The following is a 16,125-nucleotide window of genomic DNA, read 5'->3' as shown; positions in this document are numbered from 1 at the left end:
TCAACTCCTGAAGTGGGCGTGGCCGGTCTCCGCAGCATACGGCGAGCCGTCGACGGTCACGGTCCCGGGCGGGCGTTCCTCGTTGCCCTCAGCAACCGAGCCGATCACGGTCCAGCCCTCGGGCACGTCGGCCGGCTCGAAGGTACCGACCAGGGCGTGGTCCTCGCCGCCGGTCAGCACGAAGCGCAGCGCGTCCACACCGGTCGCGGCGGCCACCGCCTGCAGCGGCTCGGGCACCGTGAGCGCCTTCGTGTGGACGTCGATGATCACCTCGCTCGCCGTCGCGATGTGGCCGAGGTCGGCCAGCAGGCCGTCGCTCACGTCACACAGCGAAGAGGCTCCGGCGAGCGCAGCCCGCGGACCCTCGGCGTACGGCGGTTGCGGGCGCCTGTGTGCCTCGACGACGGCCCGCGGTGAGCGGAACCCGCGCGCCAGCACCGTCCAGCCCGCCTCCGCCCAGCCCAGGCGCCCGACGTACGCGACCTCGTCGCCCGGGCGGGCACCGGACCGCAGGAGCGGCGCACGGCCGTCCAGCGAGCCGAACGCGGTCACCGAGACGACGATCTTGTCGGACTGGACCGTGTCGCCGCCGATGATGCTGGCCCGGACCAGATCGCACTCGTCGACCAGGCCCTGGTTCAGCTCCAGGGCCCAGGCGGTCGGCAGGTCGGCGGGGCCGCCGAAACCGACCACCAGCGCGGTCGGGCGGGCGCCCATCGCCGCCACGTCGGCCAGGTTCTGCGCGGCGGCCTTGCGGCCCACGTCGTACGCCGACGACCAGTCCTGGCGGAAGTGCCGGCCCTCGACCAGCAGATCCGTCGTGATCACCATGCGGCCGTCCGGCACCGCCATCACGGCAGCGTCGTCGCCAGGACCGACCAGGACGTCCTCACTCTTGGACAGCCCCTTGGTGACGGCCGCGATCAGGCCGAACTCACCCGTGCTCCCCAACGTCTCTGTCACGTCAGCAGACCTCCCATATCGCTGACCGGAGTCTAGGCGGTACCGTGACCGGGCAACGAGTACGCCCAGCCACCTGGCAGTACTGTGGCTGGAGCCCAGCTGAGGACGACTGAGTGGAGAACGACGTGGTGGTCCAGGCCTACATCCTGATCCAGACCGAGGTCGGCCGGGCGGCCGACGTCGCCGCACAGATCGCCGAGGTCCAGGGAGTCACCCTGGCCGAGGACGTCACCGGTCCGTACGACGTGATCGTCCGCGCGGAAGCCCGCAACGTCGACGAGCTGGGCAAACTGGTGGTTGCCCGGGTCCAGAACGTCCCCGGCATCACCCGCACGCTGACCTGCCCCGTCGTCCACATCTGAGCCCCGGCACGCCACTTCTTCGGATGCCCAAGCACCTGTTCGCCGGATCGGCGCGCGCCCGAGCCGCTGCGGCCGGGCCGGTCCCGTTCCTGCGGTCCGGCGTGTCCCGGGGCGTGGCCGCGGCATTCGCGCTGCTGCTGGTCGCCGGGTGCAGCCCCGGCGCGACGCCCGTCCCCGTCCCCTCCCCCGGCCCCGAGGTCGCGGCCGCTTGCGCGGACCTGATCAAGGCCCTCCCCGACAAAGTCCTGGACGCCGAGCGCCGGGAAACCTCGCCGAAGAGCCCGCTCACCACGGCGTACGGCGACCCGCCCATCGAGATGGCCTGCGGCGTCGCCGCCCCCGCCGGCATGGCCGAGGCCCAGTCCCAGTGCTTCGAGGTGAACGGCGTCGGCTGGTTCGCCAAACAGGTCCAGAACGGCTTCATCTTCACCACCATCGGCCGCACCCTCTACTTCGAGGTCGCCGTCCCCTCCAAGTACTCCCCCGAAGCCAACGCCCTCACCGACGTCTCGGACGCCGTCCAGAAACACAACAAACTCGTCACACCCTGCACCTGACAACCCGCGCAGCGCTGCGCCCCCTCCCGACCGTTTCAGGGGTTCACCTTCGCCGTTGCCCCTTCACCCGTGGTGTGCGAGCGGCGAACGGACAACCTGCGGGGTGAACCCATGAAGTGCGGGCTCCGGGTGGGGACAGGTAGCCGGTCGCAGGTCACCAATTGGCGGCGGCTGACGGCGGCCGGGCCCCGGGACTTCTGCCGGTTGGCATACTCCCTGGCGAGATCGAAAATCGTCTGCTGGTTCGTGTCCGGTTGCGGCGCGCGGGGGCGACGTCTCGGGTGGAAGTGCCCGGTGGTGGGTGCTCGGACGACGGGAGAAGCTGATGAAGTACATGATCCTGACGTATGCGTCGCAGCAGGACTACGACGGTATGGCGGGGAAGGACACCGCGAAGCCGGCGTGGAAGCCGGAGGACTTCGCGGCGATGGGGGCGTTCATGGAGAAGTTCAACAACGACCTGGTCGAGTCCGGGGAGCTGGTCGAGACGCGTGGGCTGGCGGCGCCGGTGCTCACCCGGCGGCTGGGGTCGAAGGACGGGCAGTCCGTGGTGACCGACGGGCCGTACGCCGAGACGCAGGAGGTGCTCGCGGGGTACTGGATCGTCGAGTGCGAGTCGTTCGACCGGGCCACCGAGATCGCGGCGCGGCTCGGGGACACGCCGGCGCCCGAGTTCGCCCGCGCGACCGCGTATGCGGACATCCGGCCGATCGTCGAGGGGCGCGACGAGCTGGTGGAGTGACCGGACATGAGTGGCGCTCTCGACGAACTGCTGCGGGAGCTGGCGCCGCAGGTTCTCGGGGCGCTCGTCCGGCGGTTCGGGCATTTCGACACGGCTGAGGACGCGGTGCAGGAGGCGCTGCTCGCGGCGGCGCAGCAGTGGCCGGTGGACGGCGTGCCGGACAGTCCGCGGGGCTGGTTGATCACGGTCGCCTCGCGCCGCCTGACGGATCTGCTCCGGCGGGAGCAGGCTCGTCAGCGGCGGGAGGACCGGGTCGCTGCCTGGGCGCCGCAGGGCGAGTCCGTCGGGGACACGGACGACACGCTGGTGCTGTTGTTCCTGTGCTGTCCTCCGTCGCTGTCGCCGGCGTCGCAGATCGCGTTGACGTTGCGGGCGGTCGGTGGTCTGACGACGGCGGAGATCGCGCGGGCGTTCCTGGTGCCGGAGGCAACCATGACGCGGCGGATCACCCGGGCGAAGACGACAGTGCAGAACAGCGGCGCGCGGTTCACGCTGCCGGCCGACCGCGATGAGCGACTGGGCGCGGTGCTGAAGGTCGTGTACCTGATCTTCAACGAGGGCTACACGAGCACGACGGGGCCGAGCCTGCAGCGGGTCGAGCTGGCCGCCGAAGGGATCCGGCTGGCGCGGATGCTGCACCGGCTGCTGCCGGACGACGCCGAGGTCGCCGGGTTGCTGGCGTTGCTGTTGCTCACCGACGCCCGTCGGCCGGCGCGGACGGGGCCGCTCGGCGAGCTAGTGCCGATGGCGGAGCAGGACCGGTCGTTGTGGATCCCGGAGCTGATTCGCGAGGGCGTCGAGCTGATCACGCGAACGCTGCCCCGAGGACCGGTCGGGCCGTACCAGCTGCAGGCGGCGATCGCGGCCGTGCACGACGAGTCGCCGACGGCCGAGGAGACGGACTGGCCGCAGATCGTCGCGTTGTACGAGGTGCTGCTGCAGCTCACCGACAATCCGATGGTCGCGCTCAACCGCGTGGTCGCGGTCGCGATGGCGCGCGGACCTGACGACGGGCTGGCGCTGCTCGGCTCGATCGAGCACGACCAGCGGATCGCCGCCGACCACCGGCTGCCGGCCGTCCGGGCACATCTCCTGGAGATGTCCGGTGACGTGCCCGGCGCGCGAGCGGCGTACGAGCAGGCGGCGACGCGGACGACGAGCGTCCCGCAACAGCGTTACCTGCGTGCCCGGGCCGACAGGCTGTGACTGCTCAGCGGCGAGGCCAAGCGAGGCGTTCGTCGACGCGGTCGTTCGTGGTGGTGCCGGAAGCGGTGTTGAAATGACGGCTGACGCGGTGCTCGCGGGTGTACGGCGGCCAGCCGGGGTCGCCGGTGCGGGCGAAGTCGATCCAGGTCCGGTGCATGAGGTCCGCGAGGTGCTGCGGCGGGGCGGCGCCGAGCATCGGCGTCGCCGCAGGATCGTCCAGGTTGTCGAAGACGAACCCGAGCTCGAGGCCATGGCAGGCGCCGAGCGTCCCGTTGCAGGCAGGCGACCTCCAGCCGAACTCGTACACAAAAGCGCCGGGCCGGGCCTCGGCCAGCCGGATCGCGGGGATGCGGTAGTACGAGTCCGTCATGATCGCGGCCAGGACGTCGCCTGGCGTGGAGCCGGGACGATTCGCCCGGTAGCGACGGACACCGCGGGCCGGCAGCCCGAAGCGAAGCGCGGCCGCGGCGTACAGCGCGGGCGTGTTGAGACGCGAGGCGAGGCCGGTGGGGACCAGGAAGAGCCGGGCTTCCTCGCTGTTCGTGCCGATCATCAGGTCGACGTCCGGCCGGATTCCGCCGATGGGGGCGGCAGGCAGGAGCTCACCGTCGACCACCGGGCTGAACGGCAGCAGTGTCCGGGCAACATCGCCCCACACCTTGGCACGCGGCCTGGCCATCACCTGCCGACTGAGGCTGTCCTGTGCGGCGAGGAGCCTCGGCACCGGCACGGCCGCGATCGCCTCGCGCGTCGGCGCCGTGCCGAGCATCGCCGCCAGCCGGTTACCGACAGTCCGAGCGCTCGCCGCGCTGATCGTGTTGTGCCCGGCGCCCGACTGCGCGATCGCCCGCCGGAACAGCCCGTCGGCGGCCGGCATCGCGAGCAGCGTGCACACGCTCATCGCCCCGGCGGATTCGCCGAAGATCGTCACGTTGCCCGGGTCGCCGCCGAACGCGGCGATGTTGTCGCGGACCCAGGTCAGCGCGGCGATCTGGTCGAGCAGCCCGAGATTCGGCGTCCCGTCGCCGAACCACAGGAAACCGTCGGCGCCCAGCCGGTAGTTGATCGTCACCAGGACGACGCCGTCACGCGCGAACCGCGAGCCGTCGTACACCGACAACGCTCCGGACCCGCTCGTGAACGAGCCGCCGTGGACGAACACCATCACCGGCGCCTGCCCGTCGAGCGCCGGCGTCCACACGTTGAGGTTGAGGTAGTCGTCCCCAGGGACGATCACCCGCGGAACGAGCGCGCCGATCACGCCCTCGGGCGCGGTCTGCGGCGCGGTCGGCCCGTAGCCGCGGCAGTCCCGGGGCGCGGTCCACGGCTCCGGCGCGATCGGCGGCCGGAAGCGGTTCGGCCCGACCGGCGGCGCGGCGTACGGGATGCCTTTGAACGCGAGCGCGTCGGTCCCGGCAACAGGCCCGTGCTGCGTGTCGACCAGGACCACCGCGCGACTCTCAGCGCAGGCCGGTCGGGCGGGTCATCGCCAGGGTGAGGAGGTGTTCGACGAGCGTCGCGTAGTCCTTGCCGGACGCCGCCCACAGCCGCGGGAACATGCTGGTCGGCGTGAAGCCGGGCATCGTGTTGATCTCGTTGATCACGACCCGGTTGTCGGCGTCCAGGAAGAAGTCGACGCGCGCCAGACCCTCGGCCTCGATCGCGTCGAAGGCGATCAGCGCCTTCGCGCGGATCTCGTCCGCGATCTCCGACGGCAGGCCGGCCGGCACCGAGAGCGCCGTGTACTCCTCGCCCTCCGGCAGGTACTTGGTCTCGAAGTCGTAGAAGTCGTGCCCGCCGCCCGACACCGCGATCTCACCGCAGACGCTGGCCTCCGGGGCGCGGCCGGCCGGCCCGCCGAGCACCCCGACCTCGATCTCCCGCGGGCTCTTCGCCGACGCCTCGACGATCACCTTCGGGTCGTGCGCCCGCGCCACCGCGACCGCCTCGTCGAGCTCGTCGCGGCTGGTCACCTTGCTGATCCCGAGGCTCGACCCGCCCCGGCACGGCTTCACGAACACCGGGTAGCCGAGCGCGTCGACCGACGCGCGGCACGCCTCCGGGTCCCGGATCCAGTCCCGGTCGCGGATCACGACGTACGGCGTGACCTCGAGCCCGGCGCCCTCGAAGACGACCTTCATGTAGTGCTTGTCCATGCCGACGGCGCTGGCCAGGACGCCGGAACCGACGTACCGGATGTCCGACATCTCGAGCAGGCCCTGGATGGTGCCGTCCTCGCCCCACGGGCCGTGCAGCAGCGGGAAGACCACGTCGACCGCGCCGAGCGTGCTCGGCACCTGGCCCGGCTCGCTGACCACGAGTTCGCGGTTCGCGCCGAACAGCACCGGCATCGCGGTCACGTCGACCTCGGGGAGCTTGCCGTCGGTGATCGACAGCCGCTCCGGGTCGCCGCTCTCCAGCACCCAGTGCCCGCTGGTACTGATGCCGACCGGGACCACGTCGTACTTGTCCCGGTCGATGACCTGCAGGACGTTCGCGGCGGTCACGCACGAGATGGCGTGCTCGCTCGACCGGCCGCCGAAGACGACGGCGACCCGGGGCTTGCGCTGACCTTCTGAGTACTCACTCACCGGCTCGACTGTAGCGGCCCGGAGATCTGGTTCCGACCGGGGTTCGGTTAAGAGATGTTCAGATCGGGGCGTCCCAGGCGACTGGCAACGCTGCCATTCCGTACACGAGCGTGTTGTTTCTGTAGTCGATCTCCTCGAACGGTACGGCGAGCCGCAGGGTCGGGATGCGCGTGAAGAGCCGGGTGAAGACCTCCTGCAGCTCGACCCGCGCCAACTGCTGGCCGAGGCACTGGTGCGGTCCGAACCCGAAGGCGACATGCGCCGCGGCCTCGCGCTCCACGTCGAGCCGGTCGGGGTCCGGGAACACCGTCTCGTCACGGTTCGCCGAGGACAGCGCCGCGATCAGGAACCCGCCGGCCTCGATCGTCGAGGATCCGACCGGCAGTTCGTCGGTCACCTGCCGGAACAGCCCGAAGTGCACGACGGACAGGTAGCGCAACAGCTCCTCGACCGCCGCCGGCGCCAGCGTCGGATCGGATCGCAGCTTGGCGAGCTCGTCAGGGTTGCGCAGCAGCGCGAGCGTGCTGAGCGCGATCATGTTTGCGGTCGTCTCGTGGCCGGCGATCAGCAAGGTGACCCCGACCGTGACGAGCTCCTCCAGGCTCAGCGGCGTACCGGACTCCTCGCCGCGGGTGATCAGCCGGGACAGCAGGTCGTCCTCGCGCCTGGCCTGCTTGGCCAGCACCAGCCCGAGGATGTACTGGTTCAGCTCGTCACTGGCCCGGCCGATCTCGTCGGTCCAGCCGTCGACGCGGACGAGCAACGCACTCCGCTCCTGGAACTCGTCGCGGTCCGCGTACGGGACGCCGAGGAGTTCGCAGATCACCAGCGACGGGATCGGCAGCGCGAACTCCTTCACCAGGTCGACGGGTCCTCCGGCGGCGAGCATCGCGTCGATCCGCTCGTCGATCATCGCGGCGATCCGCGGCCGCATCGCCTCCATCCGCCGCGCCGCGAACTCGGTCGCCAGCAGCCTGCGGAGGCGTTTGTGCGCCGCGCCGTCGACCTGCAGGATCGAGCCCGACTCCACCTCCCGCTCCAGATCCGCGTCCGGGACGACGTGATCGGACGGCGCCAGTCGCGAGCTCAGCCGGTTGTCCCGGAGCAGCGTGCGGACGTCGTCGTACCGGCTGATCACGTAGGCGTCGACACCGGCCGGCGTCGCCACCTTCGCGAGTTCCTCGGTCCGGCGGTACGCGGCGTACTCGCGCGCCGGGTCGAACGGGCAGCCGGACGGTCTGCCGACGGGAAAGCTCTCGGTCATCGCCACCCCCAACGGGAATTTGGTAGTGACTACCATATGGCTGACGCTCCCGATAAGGAACACCCTGCGGCGCGTCGCAGGCGGTACCCTGCCCGCCATGGGACTGCGCGAGGTGAAGCGGGAGCGGACCCGCCGGCTGATCGCGGACAAGGCGTTCGAGCTGTTCAGCGACAACGGGTTCGGCCGCACCACGGTCGAGCAGATCGCCGCGGCCGCCGAGGTCGGGCCGAGCACCCTGTACCGGTACTTCCCGACCAAGGAAGGGCTGGTCCTGGAGTTCGTCGACGAGTGCCTCGCGGACGCGGTCAGCTGGTTCCACGACCAGCCCGCGATGAACCTGCCGGACGGCCTGTGCGCGGTGATCGAGCGGGTTCTCGAGCAGTTGGAGCGCAACCCGGACCGGATCCGCGCGGTGTTCGACCTGGCCGAACAGACCGCGTCCGTGAGCGCGCACCTCAACGAGCTGATCTGGCGCTTCCGCAACGACCTCGCCGACGTGCTGGTACGCCGGTTGCCCGGCGACGACCTGCGCAGCATCGAGTTCGTCGCCGCGTTGTCCGCCGGCATCACGATGAACATCATCGAGAACGTGGTCCGCGTCTGGGTCGACAGCCCCGGCACCGTCGACGCGAAGACACTCGCCCGGCGGGCGATGCGGCTGTTGCGCGCCGGCGGCGTCCCGCTGCCCGGCGTACCGGCCTCCCCCGCGCTCTGACCCCGCCGAGCGGCCAGGGACAATTCGGGCATGACTCCTGACCTCGATCCGTCCACCGTCGTCGTCCACGCGGGCCGGCCCGAGCGGGTGCCGAACGCGCCGCTCGGCGAGTCCCCGGTGTTCAGCTCGACGTACGTCGCCGGCGGGGATCGCGGCTACGGGCGGTTCGGGAACGACGCGTGGACCGCGCTCGAGGAGACCCTCGGGCAGCTCGAGGGCGGTCGCGGGCTGACGTTCGCGTCCGGGATGGCGGCCGCCGCGGCCGTCATCGACCTGGTCCCGGTCGGCGGCCGGGTGGTCGCGCCGCAGCACGGGTACTCCGGTGTCCTCGCGCTGCTCGATCAGCAGGCGGCCACCGGCCGGCTGACGGTCGACCGGGTCGGCATAGCCGACACGGACGCGGCCGTCCGGGCAGTCGACGGCGCCGACCTGCTGTGGATCGAGTCGCCGACCAACCCCGCGATGGAGGTCGCCGACATCCCGGCGCTCGCCGCGGCCGGTCGTGCCGCGGGCGCGACCGTGGTCGTCGACAACACGTTCGCGACTCCCCTGCTCCAGCAGCCGCTGCGGCTCGGTGCGGACGTCGTGATGCACTCGGCCACCAAGTTCATCGCCGGGCACTCCGACGTCGTCCTGGGTGCCGTCGTCACCGCGGACGAAGACCTGTGGTCGGCGATCGAGCTCCGCCGCCGCAGTCTCGGCGCGATCCCGGGACCGATGGAGGCCTGGCTGGCGCTCCGCGGCCTGCGCACGCTCGCCCTCCGCTTGGAGCGGGCCCAGTCGAACGCCCTGTTCCTGGCCGAGCGGCTGCGCGCGCATCCGCGGGTCAGCCGGGTCCGCTACCCGGGCCTGCCGGACGACCCGGGACACGACCGCGCCGCCGCGCAGATGTCCGGCTTCGGCGCGATCCTCGCCTTCGAGCTCGGCGGCGACGCGGCCGGCGCCCAGAAGCTCTGCGAGTGCACGCAGCTGTGGGTGCACGCGACCAGCCTCGGCGGCGTCGAGTCGATGCTGGAGCGCCGCCGCCGCTGGCCGATCGAGGTGCCGACCATCCCCGAGGACCTGATCCGGCTGTCCGTCGGTATCGAGCACCCCGACGACCTGTGGGCCGACCTGGAGCAGGCCCTCAGCGCTTCGAGTTGAGCACCGGCCCGCCGAAGAACGTCAGCACGCACAGCACCACGGGCAGGATGAACGCGATGTTCAGCGGCATCCAGTGCGCGAGGCCGCCGATCAGCGCCGGCCCGGCGAGCAGGCCGACGTACCCGAGACCGACGACACGGGCCATCAGGGCGCCGGACGAGCGCGGGTCCAGGTTGCCCGCGGCGGTGAACAGCTGCGGTACGCCGCCCGCGAGGCCGAGGCCGAAGACCGCCCAGCCGACGAGCGCGACGGGCACCCACGGCACGACGATCACCAGGGTCAGACCGGCCGCGGCCATTGCGGCTCCCCAGCGCACGATCGCGGCCGGGCCGACGACGGCGGCCACCCGGTCGGTGAGGAACCGCCCGACGGTCATCGCGACCGCGAACGCGCCGTACGCGTAGGCCGCCGTGCTGACCGAGGTGTCGAGGATGTCGCGGAAGTGCAGCGCGGCCCAGTCGTTGGCCACGCCCTCGGACAGCATCAGGCCGAACGCGAGCCCGCCGAGCGCCCAGACCAGCTTCGCCGGCGGCTTCTCCCGCGGTGCCGCGTCGTCCGCGTCCTCGTCGGAGACGGTTGCCTCCAGCAAGAAGCGGCTGGCGGCCAGCGAGAGCACGATGCAGACCAGGCCGGCCAGGCCGAGCGTCACCTCGGTCGGTACGCCGGCGCGCAGCGTGGCCGCGCCGATGACGGCCGCGATCGCGCCGCCGATCGACCACATCGCATGGAAGGCGGCCATGATCGGTCGCGGGTAGCCGCGTTCGACGACGACGGCCTGCGCGTTCATGCCGACGTCGATCGAGCCGTTGCCGAAGCCGACGAGGATCAGCGTGAGCCCCAGCGTCCACCAGTTGGTGGCCAGGCCGGGTCCGGCGAGCGCGATGCCGAGCAGGATGCCCGCGGCCGGGACGAGGCGGCGCTGGCCGAGCTTGTCGACGAGCGGACCGGCGACCTGCATGCCGATGAACGCGGCGCCGCCGAGGACGAGCAGCAGCAGCCCGAGCGTGCTGTGGGTGATCCCGGTCGCCTGCTCGATGCTCGGGATGTGCACCACCCACATCCCGACGGCGAAGCCGTTCAGGCCGAAGTACAGCCAGGTGGCGACACGGGCGGCTCGGGGCGGTGCGGTCTGGAGCTGGATGTCAGTGGCGCTCAAGAGGCCACCTCTACGAGGGTGCCGCGTTGGGTCAGCAAGGTTCGTTGGTCCTCGGGTGCGGAGTCGTCGGTGATGATCAGATCGGGGCGGTCGGCGGCGCAGACGTAGGCGAGCGCGGCCCGGTCCCACTTGGCGCCGTCGGCGAGCACGATGGATCGGTTGGCGACCTTCAGAGCTTCCTGTTTGACCTCGGCGTCACCCAGGTCGAAGGCCGTCAGCCCCGCGTCGAGGCTGAAGGCGCACGGGCTCAGGACGGCGGCGTCGAACCGGAGCGCGCGGAGCGAGGCGACCGTCAGCGGACCGACGAGCGACAGCTCACCCTTGCGGGCCTCGCCGCCCGGCATCAGCAGCCGGATCCGCGGCGCGTCGGCCAGCTCGTGCGCGACGTGCAGCGAGAGCGGCATCACCGTCAGCGCGCGGTCGTGCAGCAGTTTCGCGGTCTCCAGCGCCGTCGTACCGCTGTCGAGCACGATCGTCTCGCCGTCGCGGAGGTGCTCGACGGCCGCGCGGGCGATCGCCTGCTTGGCGGCGACGGCGGCCTGGGCGCGCAGCGAGTGCGGCGGCTCGAGACCGGACGGCATCGCGGACACCGCGCCGCCGTGGACCCGCTTCAGGACGCCTTGCGCGGCCAGGAAGTCGAGATCGCGGCGTACCGTCATGTCGGAGGCCTCGGTCGCCTCGACCAGCTCCTGGACCGACACTCGGTCGACGGCCTGCAGTCGCTCTACGATCATTTGGTGCCGTTCCGCACTTCTCATGCGCAAAAAACTACCATCCGCCTGATCGTTCAAACAGATAGCGTGTTTGCTTGTGACCGATGACACCACACTCGTCCGGCGATCGCGGTACGCCGTGGCCGCCGTCTTCTGCGTGCACGGAGCGGTGACCGGGTCGTTCGCGACCCGGGTCCCGTGGATCCAGGAGCACGCGGGGGTGTCCGCGGGCCAGCTCGGGCTGGCGCTCGCGTTCCCGGCCCTCGGCGCGGCGCTGATGATGCCGCTGGCCGCCCGGGTCAGCCACCGGTTCGGCACCCGGAACGCGCTCCGCGGGCTGCTCGCGCTCTGGACGCTGTCGCTGATCCTGCCGTCGTTCGCGCCGGGCCTGCTGACGCTCTGCGCCGCCCTGCTGATCTACGGCGGTACGGCGGGGATGGCCGACGTTGCGATGAACGCACTCGGCGTCGAGGTCGAGCACCGGCTGAAGAAGTCGATCATGTCCGGGCTGCACGGCCTGTGGAGCGCGGGCGCCCTGCTCGGCTCCGCGGTCGGGACGATCGCGGCGCACAAGAACCTCAGCGCCCAGGTCCATCACGTGATCGCCGCCGTCGTGCTCACGCTCGTCGGCGCGGTGGTGTGCCAGTTCGTGCTGAACATCCACCCCGAGGACGACGAGGAGCCGCCGGCGCGGTTCGCGCTGCCGCCGAAGTCGGCGTTGCTGATCGGTGCGGTCGGGTTCTGCGCGGTGTTCGCCGAGGGCGCGAGCCTGGACTGGTCGGCGGTGTACCTGCGCGACATCCTGGACAGCTCGGCCGGCGTCGCGGCCGGTGCGACGACCGGGTTCGCGTTGACGATGGCGATCGCGCGACTCACCGGCGACGCGGTGGTCGACCGGTTCGGCGCGGTCCGTACGGTGCGCTGGAGCGGCGTGATCGCGACGCTCGGCGGCCTGCTCGTGGTCGTCGCGCCGAACGCGGCCGTGGCGATGGCCGGCTTCGGCCTGATCGGCGTCGGGATCGCGGTCGTCGTACCGCTCGCCTTCGCGGCGGCCGGCCGCACCGGCGACAACGCGAGCCAGGCGATCGCGGGCGTCGCCACCATCACGTACGCGTCGGGCCTGGTCGCGCCGTCGATCATCGGCGGCATCGCGCAGGCCAGCAGCCTGACCGTCTCGTTCGTCGTCGTCACCGCTCTGGCGGCGTGCCTGGCCGTCTTCGCCCGGGTGCTGTCGACCACCACCCGGACAGCGCCCGGCGACGTCCTTCCCCGGTGATACGAATCGTGGGATGACGACCTTCCGGGTAGCTGGAGCAGAGGACGCGGCGGCGGTCGCGGAGTTGCACGGCGACAGTTGGCGGCGGCACTACCGCGGCGCGTACGCCGATGCCTTCCTCGACGACGAGTCGCCGGAGTACCTCGGCGCGATGTGGGCCCGGCGGCTTGCGGCCCGCGAGGGCACGCGGACGACCGTGGCGGAGGATGACGGGCAGCTGATCGGGCTCGCGCACGTGGTGTTCGACGCGGACCCGAAGTACGGCGCTCTGGTCGACAACCTGCACGTCCGGGCACCGCTCAAGCGGCAAGGGATCGGCACCCGGCTGCTCGCGCTCACGGCGGAGCACGTCCGGGACACCGGGATCTTCCTCTGGGTGCTCGAGCAGAACACCGCCGCGCAGGCGTTCTACGAGGCGCGCTGCGGGATCCGCGGCGACCGCAAAGACGTCCCGCCGCCCGGCGGCGACCCGCGCCGGCTCAACGGACAACCCGCCTGCTTCCGCTACTACTGGCCGGATCCCGCGATCTTGACGGACTCGATCAGCGCGTACGACGCCTGACTCGCCGCCTCCGGATCGCCGACGCGGATCGCCTCCAGGACGTCGAGGTGCGCATCGAGGATCCGGTGGTCCTCGGGGATCGTCGCGGTCTGCTGGATCGACGCGGCGAGCACCTCGGCGAGCGCGTCGTACAGCCGCAGCAGCAACGGGTTCCGGCTCGCGGCGACGACACCGCGGTGGAAGTCGGTGTCGGCGATCACGAACGCGTCCAGGTCGTCCGCTGCGAGCGCCGCGGCGCGGGCCTCGAGCGCGTCGGTGAGCGGCGTCAGGTCGGCCGATGCCGCGTGCTGGGCGGCGAGCCGGGCGGCGGCCGCCTCGATGCCGGCGCGCGCGTCGAGGACGTCGGTGAGTGACGCCGAGAGCTCGTCCCGGACCAGGACGCCGGTGATCTCGTTGGTCGCGCGGACGTAGGTGCCGTCGCCGACGCGCGGCTCGAGCAGACCGGTCAGGCTGAGGGATCGCAGGGCCTCCCGCACCGTGCCGCGGCTGACGCCGAGCTCGCTCGCGAGCTGATTCTCGCCGGGGATCCGCGTGCCCCGCGGCCAGGCGCCGGACTCGATCTGCGCCCGGAACTGCTCCGAGACCTGCAGCGCCAGCGGCACCTGGCGCACCGGACCGTTCATCGTCATGCCCTACAGTATATAAATGTAGGACATCTACACGAGAGCTCAGGAGAGGTGTGTCGTGGCAGTGCTGACCGAACCGATGACTCGAGGGCGGTCGTCGCTGATCACCGCGACCGCCTTCGTGGTTGCGCTGAGCCTGCGGCCGGCACTGACCGCGGTCGGTCCGGTGCTGCCCCGGATCGGCCTCGACCTGCAACTCGGCGAGGCCGCGCAGGGCCTGCTGGGCACGCTGCCGCTGCTCGCCTTCGCGGCGGCCTCTCCCCTGGTCCACCTCGCGTCCCGGCGGTTCGGCATGGAGCGGGCGGTGTTCGTCTCGCTGCTGGTGCTCGCAGCCGGCAGCGCGCTCCGCCCGTACACAGGCCAGGCCGGGCTGTGGATCGGCACGGCCGTCGTCGGCGGCGCGATCGCGGTCGGCAACGTCCTGGTGCCCGTCATCCTCAAGCGGGACTACGCCGCCCACGTCTCGCGGGCGACCGGTATCTACACGGCCTTCATCACCGGCGGCGCGGCGATCGCCTCGATCCTCGCCGTACCGATCGCCGACGCGGTCGACTGGCGACTGTCCCTGGCGGTCTGGGGCGGGCTCGCCGTCGTGGTCGCCGTGATCTGGCTGCCGCGGACGCTGTCACCGGAGCCGATGCCGCCCGCCAGAGCAGCCGACGAGGCCCCGCCGGTGAGCGTCTGGCGGCAGCCGATGGCCTGGCTGGTGACCGGCTTCATGGGACTGCAGTCGACGAGCTTCTACCTGTTCGTGAACTGGCTGCCCACCATCGAGATCACCACCGGCGACGTCTCCGAGCGGTCCACCGGTGTGCACCTGTTCGTCTTCCAGGTGTTCGGGCTGATCGGCGGGCTCAGCATCCCGCTGCTGCTGAAGCATCCGACGAACCAGCGGGCCGGCTTGATGACGGCGAGTACGCCGATCCTCGTTGCCCTGCTCGGTCTGCTGCTGGCGCCGCACCTGGCGATCGTCTGGGCAGTCGTCGGCGGACTGGGCCAGGGCGCCGGGCTGGTCGCGGCGCTCTCGCTGATCAGCCTCCGCGGCCGCGGCCACCACGAAACCACCCAGCTGTCAGGCATGGCACAAGCGGTCGGCTACACGCTCGCCGCAGCTGGTCCGGTCGTTGCGGGTTACCTGGTCCAGGTGACCGGCGGCTGGAGTACGACGCTCGTCGTGTTCGCCGTACTCGCAGCCACGCAGGTCACGCTGGGCTTCGTCGCGGGGCGCGACAACCGCTAGTTACTTGTCTGTCGCGAAGGCCGCGTCGAAGGCGGCTTCCGGCTTGTCGAAGGCCAAGGCGCGGATGACGTTGACCGCCTCCGCCGCGCCGACCTTGCGCTCCATACCGGCGTCCTCCCACTCGACCGAGATCGGGCCGTCGTAGCCGATCGAGTTCAGCACGCGGAAGCAGTCCTCCCACTGCACGTCGCCGTGACCGGTGGAGTAGAAGTCCCAGCCGCGCCGCGGGTCGCCCCAGGGCAGGTGCGAGCCGAGCCGGCCGTTGCGGCCGCCGCCCACGCGCATCCGGGTGTCCTTGCAGTCCACGTGGTAGATCCGGTCCTTGAAGTCCCAGAGGAACGCGACCGGGTCGATGTCCTGCCACACCATGTGCGACGGGTCCCAGTTCAGGCCGAAGGCCTCCCGGTGCCCGATCGCCTCCAGCGTGAGCGTGGTGGTCCAGTAGTCGTAGGCGATCTCCGACGGGTGCACCTCGTGCGCGAACCGGACACCCTCGGAGTCGAACACGTCGAGGATCGGGTTCCAGCGGTCGGCGAAGTCCTGATAGCCGGCCGCGATCCGCTCCGCGGGCACCGGCGGGAACATCGCGACGTACTGCCAGATCGACGAGCCGGTGAAGCCGATGACGGTGTTCACGCCGAGCTTCGCGGCCGCCCGCGCGGTGTTCTTCAGGTCCTCGGCGGCGCGCTGCCGGACGCCCTCGGCGTCGCCGTCGCCCCAGATCCGGGACGGCACGATCGCCTGGTGCCGGAAGTCGATCGGGTCGTCGCAGACCGCCTGCCCCACCAGGTGGTTGGAGATCGCGAAGACCTGCAGGTTGTACTTCTCCAGGATGTCCTTGCGGCCCTGGACGTACGAGTCGTCGTCGACGGCCTGCTGGACGTCGAAGTGGTCACCGGAGCAGGCGATCTCGACGCCGTCGTACCCGGCCTCGGACGCGAACTGGCAGACCTCCTCGAACGGCAGGTCGGCCCACTGACCGGTGAAGAGAGTGATCGGACGAGGCATC

The 16,125-nt window shown here is 71.3% G+C and carries 17 protein-coding genes; 9 read left to right on the top strand and 8 right to left on the bottom strand.

The features are described from left to right. Positions 1–963: a thiamine-phosphate kinase gene (locus AB0I12_RS18170; RefSeq protein WP_359930591.1), complete on the bottom strand. Its 963-nt coding sequence runs from the start codon at positions 961–963 to the stop codon at positions 1–3. 128 nt (positions 964–1,091) lie between these two features. Between AB0I12_RS18170 and AB0I12_RS18165 the strand changes: the two genes are divergently transcribed. From AB0I12_RS18165 to AB0I12_RS18150, 4 genes are all read left to right on the top strand, one after another. Beyond that, a complete protein-coding gene (locus tag AB0I12_RS18165; RefSeq protein ID WP_198682133.1) occupies positions 1,092–1,325 on the top strand; it encodes an Lrp/AsnC ligand binding domain-containing protein in 234 nt (77 codons plus the stop codon). A gap of 23 nt (positions 1,326–1,348) precedes the next feature. Beyond that, on the top strand, positions 1,349–1,882 hold the full coding sequence (locus tag AB0I12_RS18160) for a DUF3515 domain-containing protein (RefSeq protein WP_359930588.1): 534 nt from the start codon (positions 1,349–1,351) through the stop codon (positions 1,880–1,882). Between the two features lie 325 nt (positions 1,883–2,207). Continuing rightward, the gene (locus AB0I12_RS18155; protein WP_359930585.1) at positions 2,208–2,624 is read left to right on the top strand and encodes a YciI family protein; all 417 of its coding nucleotides are present in this window, start codon (positions 2,208–2,210) and stop codon (positions 2,622–2,624) included. A gap of 6 nt (positions 2,625–2,630) precedes the next feature. Further along, positions 2,631–3,830, top strand: a complete 1,200-nt coding sequence (locus AB0I12_RS18150; protein ID WP_359930582.1) for a sigma-70 family RNA polymerase sigma factor — start codon at positions 2,631–2,633, stop codon at positions 3,828–3,830. Between the two features lie 4 nt (positions 3,831–3,834). On the opposite strand, the gene AB0I12_RS18145 is transcribed toward AB0I12_RS18150, so the two are convergent. From AB0I12_RS18145 to AB0I12_RS18135, 3 genes are read right to left on the bottom strand one after another with little or no spacing between them, the layout of a single operon-like run. Continuing rightward, positions 3,835–5,280: a carboxylesterase family protein gene (locus AB0I12_RS18145; RefSeq protein ID WP_359930579.1), complete on the bottom strand. Its 1,446-nt coding sequence runs from the start codon at positions 5,278–5,280 to the stop codon at positions 3,835–3,837. 10 nt (positions 5,281–5,290) lie between these two features. Further along, entirely contained in the window at positions 5,291–6,421 is a 1,131-nt protein-coding gene (locus AB0I12_RS18140; RefSeq protein WP_359930576.1) for a D-alanine--D-alanine ligase family protein, read from the bottom strand. Between the two features lie 58 nt (positions 6,422–6,479). Further along, entirely contained in the window at positions 6,480–7,685 is a 1,206-nt protein-coding gene (locus AB0I12_RS18135; protein ID WP_359930573.1) for a cytochrome P450, read from the bottom strand. 97 nt (positions 7,686–7,782) lie between these two features. Here AB0I12_RS18135 and AB0I12_RS18130 point away from each other — a divergent pair, with 97 nt between their 5' ends. Both AB0I12_RS18130 and AB0I12_RS18125 read left to right on the top strand, forming a co-directional pair. Next, positions 7,783–8,400, top strand: a complete 618-nt coding sequence (locus tag AB0I12_RS18130) for a TetR/AcrR family transcriptional regulator (protein WP_359930570.1) — start codon at positions 7,783–7,785, stop codon at positions 8,398–8,400. 30 nt (positions 8,401–8,430) lie between these two features. Further along, on the top strand, positions 8,431–9,543 hold the full coding sequence (locus AB0I12_RS18125) for an aminotransferase class I/II-fold pyridoxal phosphate-dependent enzyme (RefSeq protein WP_359930567.1): 1,113 nt from the start codon (positions 8,431–8,433) through the stop codon (positions 9,541–9,543). Here AB0I12_RS18125 and AB0I12_RS18120 read toward each other — a convergent pair. Beyond that, entirely contained in the window at positions 9,527–10,699 is a 1,173-nt protein-coding gene (locus AB0I12_RS18120) for an MFS transporter (RefSeq protein ID WP_359930564.1), read from the bottom strand. The two genes, AB0I12_RS18125 and AB0I12_RS18120, sit on opposite strands and share 17 nt — an antisense overlap. Then, the gene (locus AB0I12_RS18115; protein ID WP_359930562.1) at positions 10,696–11,433 is read right to left on the bottom strand and encodes a DeoR/GlpR family DNA-binding transcription regulator; all 738 of its coding nucleotides are present in this window, start codon (positions 11,431–11,433) and stop codon (positions 10,696–10,698) included. The genes AB0I12_RS18120 and AB0I12_RS18115 overlap by 4 nt, the downstream gene beginning before the upstream one ends. Positions 11,434–11,509: 76 nt before the next feature. Here AB0I12_RS18115 and AB0I12_RS18110 point away from each other — a divergent pair, with 76 nt between their 5' ends. Both AB0I12_RS18110 and AB0I12_RS18105 read left to right on the top strand, forming a co-directional pair. After that, positions 11,510–12,688 carry an MFS transporter gene (locus AB0I12_RS18110; protein ID WP_359930559.1) on the top strand — a complete coding sequence of 393 codons (1,179 nt, stop codon included), beginning with the start codon at positions 11,510–11,512 and terminating at the stop codon, positions 12,686–12,688. A gap of 13 nt (positions 12,689–12,701) precedes the next feature. Beyond that, complete coding sequence (locus AB0I12_RS18105) at positions 12,702–13,250, top strand: GNAT family N-acetyltransferase (protein ID WP_359930556.1); 549 nt, start codon at positions 12,702–12,704, stop codon at positions 13,248–13,250. Here AB0I12_RS18105 and AB0I12_RS18100 read toward each other — a convergent pair. Beyond that, positions 13,196–13,879 carry an FCD domain-containing protein gene (locus tag AB0I12_RS18100; protein ID WP_359930553.1) on the bottom strand — a complete coding sequence of 228 codons (684 nt, stop codon included), beginning with the start codon at positions 13,877–13,879 and terminating at the stop codon, positions 13,196–13,198. The two genes, AB0I12_RS18105 and AB0I12_RS18100, sit on opposite strands and share 55 nt — an antisense overlap. A 55-nt stretch (positions 13,880–13,934) precedes the next feature. Between AB0I12_RS18100 and AB0I12_RS18095 the strand changes: the two genes are divergently transcribed. Further along, complete coding sequence (locus AB0I12_RS18095) at positions 13,935–15,116, top strand: MFS transporter (RefSeq protein WP_359930550.1); 1,182 nt, start codon at positions 13,935–13,937, stop codon at positions 15,114–15,116. Here AB0I12_RS18095 and AB0I12_RS18090 read toward each other — a convergent pair whose 3' ends face one another. Further along, on the bottom strand, positions 15,117–16,124 hold the full coding sequence (locus AB0I12_RS18090; RefSeq protein WP_359930547.1) for a sugar phosphate isomerase/epimerase family protein: 1,008 nt from the start codon (positions 16,122–16,124) through the stop codon (positions 15,117–15,119). It abuts the gene before it with no gap. Position 16,125 lies beyond the last annotated feature (1 nt).

The organism is Kribbella sp. NPDC050459 (genome assembly GCF_040655315.1).
Classification (GTDB): Bacteria; Actinomycetota; Actinomycetes; order Propionibacteriales; family Kribbellaceae; genus Kribbella.
This window is presented reverse-complemented; position numbering and strand designations above follow the sequence as displayed.

Coding starts and splice junctions, on each gene's coding strand:
- AB0I12_RS18160 (WP_359930588.1), top strand. CDS start 1,349: ATGCCCAAGCACCTGTTCGCCGGATCGGCGCGCGCCCGAGCCGCTGCG.
- AB0I12_RS18155 (WP_359930585.1), top strand. CDS start 2,208: ATGAAGTACATGATCCTGACGTATGCGTCGCAGCAGGACTACGACGGT.
- AB0I12_RS18150 (WP_359930582.1), top strand. CDS start 2,631: ATGAGTGGCGCTCTCGACGAACTGCTGCGGGAGCTGGCGCCGCAGGTT.
- AB0I12_RS18135 (WP_359930573.1), bottom strand. CDS start 7,685: ATGACCGAGAGCTTTCCCGTCGGCAGACCGTCCGGCTGCCCGTTCGAC.
- AB0I12_RS18130 (WP_359930570.1), top strand. CDS start 7,783: ATGGGACTGCGCGAGGTGAAGCGGGAGCGGACCCGCCGGCTGATCGCG.
- AB0I12_RS18125 (WP_359930567.1), top strand. CDS start 8,431: ATGACTCCTGACCTCGATCCGTCCACCGTCGTCGTCCACGCGGGCCGG.
- AB0I12_RS18115 (WP_359930562.1), bottom strand. CDS start 11,433: ATGATCGTAGAGCGACTGCAGGCCGTCGACCGAGTGTCGGTCCAGGAG.
- AB0I12_RS18105 (WP_359930556.1), top strand. CDS start 12,702: ATGACGACCTTCCGGGTAGCTGGAGCAGAGGACGCGGCGGCGGTCGCG.
- AB0I12_RS18100 (WP_359930553.1), bottom strand. CDS start 13,879: ATGACGATGAACGGTCCGGTGCGCCAGGTGCCGCTGGCGCTGCAGGTC.
- AB0I12_RS18090 (WP_359930547.1), bottom strand. CDS start 16,124: ATGCCTCGTCCGATCACTCTCTTCACCGGTCAGTGGGCCGACCTGCCG.